A 13,135-nucleotide genomic window follows, 5' to 3' on the forward strand; every position below is an offset into this window, starting at 1 on the left:
AATATATTTAACGATGCGCAGAAGGAAATATCGCAGCGTTCTTAAGATAGGCGATTTATTCAGAAGAATTTTTCATTAAAAAAACATAAGTAAAAACTTGACAAAACAGAAAAAACCAATTCGGCTTTTTGCTTCATTTTACAATAAGTGTTATACTTGTTAAGGTTGTTGTTTTTTGTGAAGCAGAGCACAAAAAACACGAATATATAATGTGAAATTATTAACATAGGACTGGAGATGATATTTATGAGATCTGTAGAATATACAGATCACGAAGTAGAGAATAATGGTAGTGATGATTATTCATTAGGTAAGGTACCTCGTGATAAGAGAAACATGGGCTGGTTAAGCATCACCAACATCACTTTTGGTATTGCGACAGCTATTTTTTATTTCCAAATGGGAAGTGTAATGGCACTTCAATTTGGTGCAATTAATGCAATTATTTCCGCCATTTATGCAATTATTGTTGCTGGTATATTAGGTACATTTATCGCTTACTTATCTGCAAAGTCAGGCATGAACGTTAACTTATTATCCAGAGGTGGTGGATTCGGTTATATTGGCGCATCTCTAACCTCATTTATTTACGCCACCAACTTTATTATGTACTGTGCGTTAGAAGGCATGATTCTAGTCACTGCCGTCCACGAATTTTTTCCAGTAATCCCACAATGGGCATTAATTATTTTCTTCGGCTCCATTGTTATTCCATTAAATTGGTTTGGAATCAAACAATTGGATAAACTGCAAAAGTGGTCATTACCACTATTCTTCATTTTCTTAATAGCAGCTATCATTATGGCTACACGCACACCTTCAGTTTATGAAGGAAGTTTCTGGTCTTACATGCCAGAGGGCGTTCAAATTGGCGGAACCGCATTATTACTTTGTATTGGTATGCAGCACGGGATTATGGGCTTGACACCATTACTAGCTTCAGATTATGCACGTTTCCTTAAACCAAAAGACATGAAAATTGGTATATTTGCAATTGGATTTATCCCACAAATCTTCTGTTTCGGAGTAATGGGAGGTTTAGGAATCTGGTTTGGAGTTCGTTTAGGAGAACCTAACCCAGGTGTATATATCGTAATGCTTCTTGGTATTTGGGGAGCATTATTTACAATGCTAACACAGGTAAGAATCAATATAACGAATATTTATAGTGGTTCGTTATCCCTATCGAATTTCTTTGAAAACATTTTCAAATTTAAACCAGGAAGACGTTTTTGGGTTGTCGTTACAGGCGTTGCTGCGATGATATTAATGCTCGGAAGCATCGTAAATCACCTTGATACGGTGATGACATTCCAGGGGGTATTCCTACTAGCATGGGCAGCGATTCTCGTAACGGATGCTGTATTCGTTAAACGTATCCTGAAGATTGGGCCCGGCTATTACGAAGAAAGACAACGGAATCTATATAAATGGAATCCAGTCGGTGTCGTTTCTCTAATCGTCTCAAGTGGATTAGGTACCATTGCCGCACTCGGTTACTTAGGTACATTTTTACAAAGTACTGCCGCATTCCTAGCAGCAATCTTAGCGTCTATCCTTACTGTCGTAATTGCGATTGCTACAAAAGGCAAATATTATATTAAAGCAGAAGACAGACACGTCGAAAGAGAAGATTATATCGCTTAATATTAAGATATTCTCTACCCAATTTTATACGATCAGTTTTAGCAGATTATATTGCTGCTAACAATTAAACAATAATTCAACAACGCTCAGAATTTAATCTGGGCGTTGTTGATGTATTCACAACTGTTTTAATGTCCTTCTTCACGAACTAAAAAAAGAGCGCCAATCCCGGATTGAAGCGATTAATTAACATCTTACATATTTACGTTTAAAACCAAGCTTACCTTTATCCACTTCTTTTTGAATACTTTCATAAGCGTTTAGGATACTGCTTTTTTTCTTGCCTCGTTTAACTTCAACTGTTCCTACTTCCTTTGCTGTCTCGACCGCCTTTTCATGCAGCGGCAAATAGGAAACCCCAACAGTGTATAGAAAATTATTCATTGCCGATTTTGTCCGTTCTGGCGCATCATGAATCGTATTTTTCACTTGCTCAAGCATATTGTTAATCTTGCTTTCGGAAAATTCATGGTCTTGGCGATTGCCCAAAAGCCAGCAGTAGCAGCTCCATCCTCCTGACATTCTCAATTCATCACCGCTTGCAATCCATTTATCCGCAACGTCTTGTGCAATGCTTGACTCTGACAAAGTTACTGCAACTACATAATCGGACAGCATATAAAAATACGCTGTATCCATCCAACGGTCGAAATCCGACTCAGTCATGGCTGTTGGATCTGCAATAATACCTGCAAAGTACATTGCATCATAGTTACCTGTGGCATATAGTTCTTCCGCTAATTGTTGATTTATTTTTATTTTCTTCGCAATGGGTTTCATGGCACCTGTAGCTACGCCAAAAAGCGGCTCGACCGCACCATTTGACATGTACATTTTTTTCATTCGTTCCTTGCTAAGGGCTTCAAGCTCTTGCATCACTGTTTCGAAATCCATCATTTTGCACTTCCTTCAATTATTTTTTAGTAACTAACTAGTGTAGATTCTTTATCAAGTTCTTCTATATAAATAAGGTGCTAAACGCATTGCGAATTGCACCCATTTTTTCTTATGAATTTATGTAACTTCTCATTTATTATTCGAGTCATCCAACCCAATTCGACCGATGAATTCTTCCGCAGCACTATAGCCCTGCTGCTTCAAATACCAATTATTTGCTGCGGCCTCAATTAGGCCTGCTACATCCCGGCCTGGCTGAAGCTGAATTTCAATATGAGGAATCGGCACGCCCATGTATTCTGTATAGCTCGTTTCCAGCTCCAATTCATTGTTCAATGTATGCTTTTTCCACTCTGTTAATTCGATATCGAGCGCGATTCTCGTTTCGTCCTGAAATGCCTTTCTTCCATACACACGCACGACATTCAGTAATCCAATACTTCTTAGCGCAAGAAACTCCTTGTTCATCTGATTATGTGTGCCAAGAACCGTTTTATGGCTAAGCTTCTTCAGGACTACCATATCATCTGCTACGAGTCGATGCCCTCTGCCGATTAATGTATGTGCCGTCTCACTCTTGCCTATTCCAGATTCACCACGAAGTAAGATTCCAATTCCGAATACATTAAGGCAAACGCCATGTACCGCTATTTCTGGTGCCAATGCTCTTGTCAAATAAGCATCTACTTTTGCGATAAAATCGGTTGTTTCTTCTTTTGTCCGCAGCAGCGGAATTCCCTCTTCTGCACAAAATTGCTTAAGATATATTAATTCCTCCTGCCCGGTTGTAACAATAAAACATGGAGGATGATAATTAACAACATTTTTAATCCGCATTTGCCGCTCACTATGATTTAATTGATGCAAATATGTAATTTCCTTAAGACCGAGTATTTGAACACGTTCCATTGGGAAAAAGTCGAAGTAACCAATAAATTCCAGCCCAGGGCGATGTGTCCGTGAAGTCGTAATCTTCCGGTCAATCTGATCTTCTCCTGCTAATACTTCTAATGAAAACTCACGAACTAAATCCTTAACGCCTATCGATTTCAATTCTGGTAGCACTTCCTTCCCAATCTTACTGTATATATTTATTTATTATACAGTAAAAAAGATGACCTTGTGAAAAAATACACTTATTGAAAAAGAAAGATCAATAGGGAAAAAATAGAATGTTTTTCTTTAAACCTTTTTAACAAATTCAGATTTTAATTGCATTGCACCAAATCCATCGATTTTACAATCAATATCATGGTCTCCATCAACTAAACGAATATTTTTTACCTTCGTTCCTACTTTTAGTGGAGTTGAACTCCCTTTTACTTTCAAGTCCTTGATTATTGTTACAGTATCACCATCATGCAACACGTTTCCATTGGCATCTTTTACAATCTTTTCATCCTCGACTACCTCTGGATCTGCTGTCCATTCATGTGCACACTCTGGACAAACGAGAAGAATTCCATCCTCATATGTATATTCTGAATTGCAGTTAGGGCAATTTGGCAAATTAGACATTTTGAATACCTCCATTGTTATTGGAAACAGAGGGAAACATCCCCACTCTATGTTCCACTTCATAGTTTCTTACATTTAGTTCCGTCTGTGCTCTTAGTAGAAAAATCTCATCTACTAAAGAGTGCTACAAATAATTTAAAATATATCAGCTAAATAAACTTGAATCGAATCAGGCAATAATTTATAAAATAATCCTTTATATTTAATATCAAGTAATCCAGCAATGAAAATAATAACACCAATTAATAATATCATCGTTTTCTTATTCTTTTTAGAAATCATCATCTTCACTCCCAGCAGAAAAATAGCATTTAAATCATTAAGTTAATTATATATTGATTAATATTAAATTAATATGTTGGTTTTTATTGCACTTAATGAGACAAATCCGCTTCGGAAGGAAGCTTTCATATCTTGCATCAAAACCTCCAAAAAATCCCCATAATCTCCCTTTCTTATTCTACTGTATGTTGTAATTTTAATATACTTTAAATGCCTACTATACTTCTTCTATCGATTGTGTATATCAAAGTACTCATTTATACTTAAACATATCTAATGTTTTTATCCACAAATATTAATATCTGAATTATCATTTATCAAAAAAGGAGAAGACGAAAATGAAACTTGGGGCTTTTTCTGTTAGCTTAACTGTAAAAGATATTCATACTTCAAAGTCATTTTACGAGAACCTAGGATTTGAAATCTTCGGAGGTGACATTACTCAAAATTGGCTGATAATGAAGAATGAAAATTGCATTATTGGCTTATTCCAAGGAATGTTCGATAAGAATATCTTGACTTTTAATCCCGGATGGAATGAAAACGCAGAAAATCTCGGATCATTTACCGATATTCGCGAACTGCAAAAGCAACTAAAAACAAAAGGAATCACAATGCACGCGGAAGCAGATGAGTCTAGTGAAGGACCAGCACATTTTATCATTGAAGATCCAGATGGTAATCAAATTCTTGTAGATCAACACGTATAATTGGGTGGAATTTCATGTGTCATTTATGAAAATACATCAAAATCGGTTTATAAAAATAATATAGTGCCTTACCCATACTAACCTAGAATTTTGGTAAGGCACTATAATGATTTATCTGTTAGATTTTCTCAGTAGCACTCATTAGTTTTTCTCCTTAACAATTGCTTGTATTCACTATTAAGAAAGATTGATTTTGCATATCCTCAGCTTAATTCTCCCCAGATATTTCAATCAAACTAACCTGACTTTGATTTAAAAAGCGAATCGGCGCTATACTTGTACCGATGCCACTATCAATATAAAGAAACTTGTCTTCACCAAATGCATATGTTCCTTTATCCTTTTCAGGGAAAAACCCTTGATCCGGTGCCACTAAAGCACCAATAAACGGAAGTCTTACTTGGCCACCGTGAGTATGTCCACTAAGAATTAAGTCCGCCGGGACATCCTCGTATTTATCCAGGATGCTTGGCGAATGGGAAAGCAATATCGTATAGCTTTCTTGATTTACATTTTCAAATGCAAGATTTAGATTCTCGTGATTCGTCGAAACATCGTCAATTCCCACTAAATTAAATGTTGCATTTCCTACCGTAATTTCAGTATTTCTGTTGTTTAATATCGTTACATTTCTATGTTCAAGTCCTTCTACTAACGCCCCGGCAAAATGATTTCCCCACTCATGATTACCAGAGACAAAAAATACATGCGGATGGAGTGCTGTTATTCGCTCGACAAGAGAGAAAACACCATGCAAATCATCTGTATCCCTATCGATCAAATCACCCGTCAGCACAATAATATCAGCATTTGCTTGTATCACAGTGTCGATCAGCGCTTCATTATCTTCTCCAAAAACTTTATTATGTAAATCACTAAGCTGTAGAATGGTTATTTTAGTATCGATTGGAATTTTACTGCTTTGAAACTGCATTCGATTTATCTTAAAAATATTCGTATCCACGTATGCTTTCGTTAACAATCCGATGATACATAAAATCCCAAATAAGTACATAAACCTCTTCTTCCCAAAATGGATCGCCTTCTTTTTCTGTTGGTTTAATTTAATTGACACGAAACCTTCATCCCCTCAAAAGTATTCTTTACCTTTTATTATATATTACATTAAGAAAGACTTGCCCTGTAATTGCTGTCAAGTAAGACGATTGATTGTATTTTTTCAGTAACGTTATATCACGTAAGATCGCAGGATACAATCGTACATATCATCATAAATCATGGAATTGAATAAAGATTATATGTAGGAAGATGAACGGCGTGATGACCTTATGAAAAGCATTAACAAAACTCGGTGGAGAACTTAAGAGGTTCACACCGAGTTTTGCTTTATATGAGAAGTAAGTGGTGGCAGACATAATAACAGTGCTTCTGTGGCATTTTTTTGAGACAGTAATGTAATAAATTTAATATTTAGATAAACGTAGTATTATGATAGGATATTCAAAAGGGGGATTTTCAATGTCCGATGAAATGTATCAATTATTAGCAATTATTATTTACATGGCTGCAATGGTCTTTATCGGTTGGTATGCATTTAAACGTACTGCGAGCCTGACAGACTATATGCTTGGCGGACGTTCTCTGGGTCCAGCGGTTACAGCTTTAAGTGCTGGAGCTGCAGACATGTCGGGATGGTTGCTTATGGGTCTTCCAGGTGCAATCTATTTGAGCGGCCTAGTTGAAGTCTGGATGGCTATCGGTTTAACGGTCGGTGCCTATTTGAACTATGTACTCGTTGCACCACGACTTCGCGTCTATACGCAAGTATCCAATGATTCCATAACAATTCCGAGTTACCTAGAAAATCGTTTGAAGGACAAGTCACGTCTTTTACGTATTGTCTCAGGAATTATTATCCTAATCTTCTTTACTTTCTACGTATCTTCCGGAATGGTTGCAGGTGGTAAGTTCTTCCTCAGCTCATTCGGATTAAACTATCATGTTGGTCTATTGATTGTATCAGCTGTCGTTATTTTCTATACTTTATTTGGTGGATTTTTAGCCGTGAGCTATACAGATGTTATTCAAGGCATTATTATGTTTTTCGCACTTCTGCTCGTACCGATTGTCGGTGTATTTCTTACTGGTGGCCTCTCAGAAACAGCAGTGAGCATTCGGGAAGTTAATCCTCAACTATTAAACTTCATTTCTGGCGGTTCCTTGCTCGGGATTATATCCGCAGTGACATGGGGACTTGGCTATTTCGGTCAACCGCATATTATTGTCCGCTTCATGGCAATTGGCTCGGTTAAGGAAGTGAAAAAAGCACGTCGCATCGGAATAGGCTGGATGTTCCTTAGCCTATTTGGCGCTGTCTCAACAGCACTTGTCGGCATTGCTTATTATCAGCAGAATAACGCCAAACTCGTAGACGAGGAAACCGTTTTTATAGTATTAGGGCAGATTATTTTCCACCCCTTTATTGCGGGAATAATGCTTGCAGCTGTACTTGCAGCTGTCATGAGTACGATTTCCTCCCAGCTAATTGTAACATCATCCGCCCTTATTGAAGATATATATAAAGCGGTCGTTAAGTCAGATGCATCTGACAAACGATATGTATTTTTAGGCAGAATGGCGGTACTTATTATCTCCATTATTGCGATTGTACTTGCTTGGCCAAATGATGAGTCGATTTTGAAAATCGTATCCTTCTCGTGGGCAGGATTCGGCGCTGCATTTGGTCCAATCATCTTACTTTCCCTTTACTGGCGAAAAATAACAGCTAAAGGTGCCCTCTGGGGAATGTTAACAGGTGCGATCACCGTTATGATTTGGGGTAACGTGAAAATATTAACGGATACACTCTATGAAATTGTCCCTGGCTTCATTATGTGTTGGATTGTTACGTACATGGTAAGTTTAGCGACATATAAACGAAATGACGAAATTGAAAAAGAATTTACGGAAGCACTTGAAATACTAAAAGGAGAAAGTTAGTTAAAAAGCCTGCGTTGAATATCTAACAGATTCGATTCTGAAGCACAAAAAAACACTCACAAATATGAATGTACCAATAGTTGTGAGTGTTTCCCATATAACATTTTATACAGCTTGTCCGGTTATTTCCTCTTCTTCAACTGGAGGGTTTAATTGACCTTCCCATTTAGCAACTACAAGTGCTGCAATTGAGTTCCCGACCACGTTAACCGCGGTACGTCCCATGTCAAGAATACGGTCGATACCAGCAATAAACGCTAATCCTTCGGCAGGTAATCCAATCGTACTAAATGTAGCTAGTAACACTACAAAGGATACACCTGGTACTCCAGCCATTCCTTTAGATGTAACCATCAAAACTAACATTAATGTAATTTGTTGCCAAATGCTTAGTTCTATACCAAACATTTGTGCAATAAATAATGATGCAATTGCTTGATATAATACAGACCCATCCAGGTTAAAGGAGTAACCCGTTGGAATTACGAAAGAAGCAATGTGCTTCGGACTCCCTGCTTGCTCCATTTTATCCATAATTCTCGGAAGTACTGTTTCCGAACTTGCTGTTGAAAATGCCAAAATTAACTCTTCTTTAATCAGCTTTAATATTTTAAAAATATTTACCCCAACAATTTTGGCCATTAAACCCAGCACGACAATAACAAAGAAAATCATCGTTCCATATACGGTGAGGGCTAGTTTGCCTAATGGAATCAGTGATGTGAAACCATACTTAGAAATCGTTACACCAATTAAGGCAAATACACCAATTGGTGCATACTTCATAAATAGGTTTGTAACATAGAACATGGCATTTGCCATTCCTTCGAAGAACCGCAGTACTGGTTTTCCTTTTTCTCCAATTGCTGCGATTCCAAGTCCCAATACAACAGCAAAGAAAATGATCGCTAGCATATCGCCTTCAACCATTGCCTGTACTGGATTTGTAGGTACAATATGCAATAGGGTATCCGCTATCGTCTTGCCTTCTTGCTCTTCTGATGTTTCTACATAGCCTGAAATGTCACCTTGCTCTAGGCTTTCCATATTTAGTCCAGCACCAGGCTGGAATACATTACCGGCAATTAGGCCAACGCCGATTGCAACCAATGTCATACTGATGAAATAAGTTAGGGATTTACCACCTAACTTACCAACAGATTTCAAATCACCAACACCAGCAATTGCAACGATAATAGTAGATAATACAATTGGAACAACAATCATTTTAATTAAACGGATAAACAGATCGCCGAATGGTTGTAAAACACTTTGCGCCGTTTCACTTCCGTAGAAAATACCACCGACAATAATACCTAAAATAAGACCAATAAAAATTTGATTAGCTAAACTTAATTTAAATCTTTTCATCAATTACCCTACCTTCTTGTTGTTATATAAGTGTGCCTAGGCAAGGGAAACAAAGGTGTTTTGAATAAAAAACGAGAATTGACCAATAAAAAAAGACACGGGTTGTGTCAATTCACATTATATCATCATATTCTTTTGTTTCCTTTAAACGCTGACGAGGTTAGCTTTCGGGTTTGGACTACGGAAACAGTAAGCCCATCCATAAGTAGGATTCACCCCATGCGGAAATTCCGCCGTAAATATTGGGTCCCCCGTTCTAATAATAAGATTAAGCGAAGTTTACATTAAATGCTCTTTGATTATACTATGAAATTATTATTTTTGTAAATAGTAGATATTGCCATTGCCTTGAAGGAATCTGGCAAGTAAACAGTAATAAATTTCTTTAACTCTACATCAGGTTACCTCATCAGTTGAATAATAAACAAAATGACTATCGAATTAAGAATAACCCGATAGTCATGTATTTTGCGATGGTAAAGATAGCGATCACCCTTACACATATGAAATACTAATTTGTACTAGCTAAATTTTAGAACCCTCTAGATTTCTTTCTCGCAGCAGCCTTTTTGCCATGTACAATATAGTAGACAAAGATGCAAACAAAGACAATCGCTGCCATACCTACATATAATCCGCGGAATCCGATTAATGGCAGAATAAATCCTAGCAGAAATGGACCTATCCCTATTCCAAAATCAAAGAAAACAAAATAGGTTGATGTTGCTAAGCCGATTCGATGTCTTGGAGCCTCGTTAATTGCAACCGTTTGAGCACTTGATTGAAACGTACCGAAACCAATCCCAATAATTGCACCAGAGATAAGCAAAATAATTCCAACACTTGCCTGACTAAGAAGGAACATGCCAATTCCAAACAGCAAGAGCGACGGATAGATAACAGCATTTTCCCCCATTCTGTCAAACCATTGGCCAGTAAATGGTCTAGAGAGCAGAAGAAATACTGCGTACGTAACAAAGAAGAAGCTCGCTGCATCGACTAAGTTTATTTCTACTGCATAAGCACTAAAGAAGGATAGAATACTGGAATAGGAAAATCCGAGTATAGCAACAAGAATACCAATCCCAATCGTAGTTCTTTCAAAGTAATCACCTAGATGGAAACCACTTTTCTCATTACTCGTACTCGGTATAAACTCTGTTTTTGGAACACGTAAAAAAAGCGTTGCAATTAAAGCAACCACTGAAAAAACAGTAGTAGTAATAAAGATCATATTATTATCAAAGTTTTGGCTAATATATAATCCTAAGAAGGGACCAACTGCCATAGCTAGATTCGTACTTGTCGCAAAATATCCCATACCTTCTCCACGTCTTACATCTGGTATGATATCCGCAACAATCGTCCCCGTTGCTGTTGTACTAATTCCAAAAGCAAAACCATGAATAAAACGAATGATGAGTAACAGCGCCAAGTTATTTACCGGAAAATAAAATAACATCATCACTAAGAACAAAATCAAACCGAAAAGCAGTAATTTCTTTTTACCCACCTTTTCGATTGCATTCCCAGCAATCGGCCGTACTAGCACCGCTCCAAGTACAAAAATACTCGATGCAAGACCCGCTTGACTTTGTGATGCATGGAATTTCTCAATCGAGTAAACGGCTAATGTTACTATTAATATATAAAATGATATAAAAAGTAAAAAATTTGAAGTAGAGACCATGATAAAGTCTTTGGTCCATAATTTAGGCTTATGTTTCATTTTTCCTCTCCCTATTAAAATAAATAATTCTATTTAAACATATGTGCAACTAACTAAAGTTTTTCTTTTAATAATTGAATCGTTCGAAACGCTGTATCTATATCTGATTGTGGTATGTCCTCTATTAATGACTTTTCGAAATCACGGACAATCAGAATCGCTTGCTTATATACTTCCATCCCTTTTTCCGTTAGCTGGATCATCCGCTCTCGCTTGTCTTTGCTAGGAACTTCTTCAATCAGCTGCTGATCCGCCAGTCGCTTCACCGTACGTGATACCGTTGGCTTTTCGACATCAAGATGATTGCTTATCTCCACAAGTGTGACTGGTCCTATTTGTTTTAAACAATAAACAATACTCCACTGTGAGTAATACAATCCAATCTCTATTAATCTTTCATTTAGTCTTTTCGTAAATGACCTTGAGAACTGCAGGTTTTTTTGAAAAAACAAAGATTGCTCCAACTCTAACCCCTCCGAATTATATAGTTACCTAGGTAACTATACGCTTATCTTTAAGAAATGTCTATACTTCAGCTTATAAAAGTGTATTGACGTATGCGAAAAAAGGCACATACAAAAAAATGTAATGGAAGGAACAGTGATGATAGCTAAAACATAATAAAAAGAACAATTTCCTTTTTAGATTAAAGGGAATTGTTCTTTTACAAATACATTTTCTCAGCCAAATCTAAAATTACACTTTTGTAATGCGATTAAACTACTAACGTAACAATCATCCTTCAGCCCTCTGCCACGCTTCAAGAGCTACTTAGTCGCTTGAAGGTGACAGATGCGTGTAAGGAACCTTTTCTACATCACAATGAAAGGAGATTTAGAATGATAATCATCCAAGGGTATTAAGGAGATACCCCGACCTTTAGATTGTAATTTTTGAAAAATCCCCGTTATTAAATATTATGCCTGCTTTTTCTCCGGCCAGTAGCTTCCCGTTTTCTGTTTTCTTCTCATCAGATAGGCAGCATAAATAAGCAAAATTGTGAGCACAATTGTAAGTATGTATATCAGCATTGCACTTAAATAAAAGAAAGTATCACTTACTTTAAAACTATCGAAATGGATGCGATATGGTACCCCTTCAGGATAACTGATTTTTACTGAAAAATTGTTATTATGATAGACACTTGGTGGAACCTCTTTTGTTAAATTAATTGTTTTGCCTTCCTGGTCTTCAAATGCCAGAGCAAGATAGTAATAATCACGTTCATATCGCTTGTAGCTATAATCAGCATCTCTATCCGTAATAATAGCCATTGCTTCCTGCTGTTTGCCGGTATGTGCTTGAATTGTACTGCCAATACTTTTCGCCATTGAAATATAGGAAAATAATAGGCCAATGCATAGTCCCGATATAAATATCCCAGATATTAATCTGCTTAGCCACTTATCATGTCGATCTGTCCATCTCTCAACCGCTGGGATATGAACCAGCTGATAAAGGATAAAAAGAATTGGATAGATTAGAGCGATTCCCATCATAATAAGATGCTGATAAATTTGGGAACGTATATCCCCGTTGCTGAAGGCAGCGCCAACCAATGTGCCCTCCAGCTTGTCACCAGCTTCCAGCTCCTCAAATTCGCTCTTGCTAAGCTTCGCATAGGTTCTGGGATTATTTTTATAGATAACATTTGTGTCATTTCCGTCCTTAAACACGGCATAATAGGTCAGGTTTCCAAACAGATCATTTTCTGCAGCTTTACTCTGAACCGTTTCCGCGTGCTTTTCCCCCTTTTGCTGCTGTATCAATGCATAAAGAGCCTTCGATTCATCAATGAACCCATTCACAAACATTATGAACACAAAGATGCCAATAATATAAAGACCAATACGTTTTAAAGTTTCCATCAATTTCTCCTTTTCCTTGCAATAAATCGCTTATATTTGCTCACTGTTGCTGATGAGTAAATGATACACTCGTTTTATAATAAGATTATATGATTCCGCAATCAAATACTTGGCTATTCTCAGTAATTAAGTTATCCACAGCATTGAAATTG

The 13,135-nt window shown here is 37.1% G+C and carries 12 protein-coding genes and 1 riboswitch; of the genes, 3 read left to right on the forward strand and 9 right to left on the reverse strand.

Features of this window, described 5'->3' with window-relative positions; translation table 11 throughout:
• Positions 1-246: 246 nt before the first annotated feature.
• Positions 247-1,647 (forward strand): purine-cytosine permease family protein, encoded by a 1,401-nt coding sequence (locus tag CWR45_RS13620; protein ID WP_211315972.1) that lies wholly within the window; start codon positions 247-249, stop codon positions 1,645-1,647.
• Between the two features lie 186 nt (positions 1,648-1,833).
• On the opposite strand, the gene CWR45_RS13625 is transcribed toward CWR45_RS13620, so the two are convergent.
• The 4 genes from CWR45_RS13625 to CWR45_RS19875 all read right to left on the reverse strand — a co-directional run bounded on the left by CWR45_RS13625 (position 1,834) and on the right by CWR45_RS19875 (position 4,344).
• Positions 1,834-2,541 (reverse strand): DNA alkylation repair protein, encoded by a 708-nt coding sequence (locus tag CWR45_RS13625; protein ID WP_115750633.1) that lies wholly within the window; start codon positions 2,539-2,541, stop codon positions 1,834-1,836.
• Between the two features lie 132 nt (positions 2,542-2,673).
• Positions 2,674-3,597 carry an HPr(Ser) kinase/phosphatase gene (hprK, locus tag CWR45_RS13630; protein WP_115750415.1) on the reverse strand — a complete coding sequence of 308 codons (924 nt, stop codon included), beginning with the start codon at positions 3,595-3,597 and terminating at the stop codon, positions 2,674-2,676.
• Between the two features lie 129 nt (positions 3,598-3,726).
• Positions 3,727-4,062, reverse strand: a complete 336-nt coding sequence (locus CWR45_RS13635) for a zinc ribbon domain-containing protein YjdM (protein WP_115750416.1) — start codon at positions 4,060-4,062, stop codon at positions 3,727-3,729.
• A gap of 135 nt (positions 4,063-4,197) precedes the next feature.
• Complete coding sequence (locus CWR45_RS19875) at positions 4,198-4,344, reverse strand: hypothetical protein (protein ID WP_170138864.1); 147 nt, start codon at positions 4,342-4,344, stop codon at positions 4,198-4,200.
• Positions 4,345-4,682: 338 nt separating this feature from the next.
• Between CWR45_RS19875 and CWR45_RS13640 the strand changes: the two genes are divergently transcribed.
• The gene (locus tag CWR45_RS13640) at positions 4,683-5,054 is read left to right on the forward strand and encodes a VOC family protein (RefSeq protein ID WP_115750417.1); all 372 of its coding nucleotides are present in this window, start codon (positions 4,683-4,685) and stop codon (positions 5,052-5,054) included.
• 208 nt (positions 5,055-5,262) lie between these two features.
• On the opposite strand, the gene CWR45_RS13645 is transcribed toward CWR45_RS13640, so the two are convergent.
• A complete protein-coding gene (locus tag CWR45_RS13645; RefSeq protein WP_245975425.1) occupies positions 5,263-6,129 on the reverse strand; it encodes a metallophosphoesterase in 867 nt (288 codons plus the stop codon).
• A gap of 404 nt (positions 6,130-6,533) precedes the next feature.
• Between CWR45_RS13645 and putP the strand changes: the two genes are divergently transcribed.
• Positions 6,534-8,015 carry a sodium/proline symporter PutP gene (gene putP, locus CWR45_RS13650; RefSeq protein ID WP_115750418.1) on the forward strand — a complete coding sequence of 494 codons (1,482 nt, stop codon included), beginning with the start codon at positions 6,534-6,536 and terminating at the stop codon, positions 8,013-8,015.
• Positions 8,016-8,120: 105 nt separating this feature from the next.
• Here the strand turns inward: putP and CWR45_RS13655 are convergent, their stop codons facing one another.
• The 4 genes from CWR45_RS13655 to CWR45_RS13670 form a co-directional block, all read right to left on the reverse strand.
• On the reverse strand, positions 8,121-9,386 hold the full coding sequence (locus tag CWR45_RS13655) for a cation:dicarboxylate symporter family transporter (RefSeq protein ID WP_115750635.1): 1,266 nt from the start codon (positions 9,384-9,386) through the stop codon (positions 8,121-8,123).
• A gap of 134 nt (positions 9,387-9,520) precedes the next feature.
• A riboswitch (cyclic di-AMP (ydaO/yuaA leader) is annotated at positions 9,521-9,671 on the reverse strand.
• A 247-nt stretch (positions 9,672-9,918) separates the two neighbouring features.
• Positions 9,919-11,115, reverse strand: coding sequence for an MFS transporter (locus tag CWR45_RS13660; RefSeq protein ID WP_115750419.1), 1,197 nt, complete (start codon positions 11,113-11,115; stop codon positions 9,919-9,921).
• Positions 11,116-11,168: 53 nt separating this feature from the next.
• Positions 11,169-11,579: a MarR family winged helix-turn-helix transcriptional regulator gene (locus CWR45_RS13665; protein ID WP_115750420.1), complete on the reverse strand. Its 411-nt coding sequence runs from the start codon at positions 11,577-11,579 to the stop codon at positions 11,169-11,171.
• Between the two features lie 453 nt (positions 11,580-12,032).
• Complete coding sequence (locus CWR45_RS13670) at positions 12,033-12,983, reverse strand: hypothetical protein (RefSeq protein WP_115750421.1); 951 nt, start codon at positions 12,981-12,983, stop codon at positions 12,033-12,035.
• Positions 12,984-13,135: the final 152 nt, after the last annotated feature.

The sequence above is a fragment of the Oceanobacillus chungangensis genome (assembly GCF_003369565.1).
Lineage (GTDB): Bacteria > Bacillota > Bacilli > Bacillales > Amphibacillaceae > Oceanobacillus > Oceanobacillus chungangensis.

Bases quoted from the DNA above. Each gene is read 5' to 3' on its own strand.
- CWR45_RS19875 (WP_170138864.1), bottom strand. From the start codon at position 4,344: ATGATTTCTAAAAAGAATAAGAAAACGATGATATTATTAATTGGTGTT.
- CWR45_RS13625 (WP_115750633.1), bottom strand. From the start codon at position 2,541: ATGGATTTCGAAACAGTGATGCAAGAGCTTGAAGCCCTTAGCAAGGAA.
- CWR45_RS13635 (WP_115750416.1), bottom strand. From the start codon at position 4,062: ATGTCTAATTTGCCAAATTGCCCTAACTGCAATTCAGAATATACATAT.
- CWR45_RS13640 (WP_115750417.1), top strand. From the start codon at position 4,683: ATGAAACTTGGGGCTTTTTCTGTTAGCTTAACTGTAAAAGATATTCAT.
- CWR45_RS13655 (WP_115750635.1), bottom strand. From the start codon at position 9,386: ATGAAAAGATTTAAATTAAGTTTAGCTAATCAAATTTTTATTGGTCTT.
- putP (WP_115750418.1), top strand. From the start codon at position 6,534: ATGTCCGATGAAATGTATCAATTATTAGCAATTATTATTTACATGGCT.
- CWR45_RS13620 (WP_211315972.1), top strand. From the start codon at position 247: ATGAGATCTGTAGAATATACAGATCACGAAGTAGAGAATAATGGTAGT.
- CWR45_RS13660 (WP_115750419.1), bottom strand. From the start codon at position 11,115: ATGAAACATAAGCCTAAATTATGGACCAAAGACTTTATCATGGTCTCT.
- CWR45_RS13670 (WP_115750421.1), bottom strand. From the start codon at position 12,983: ATGGAAACTTTAAAACGTATTGGTCTTTATATTATTGGCATCTTTGTG.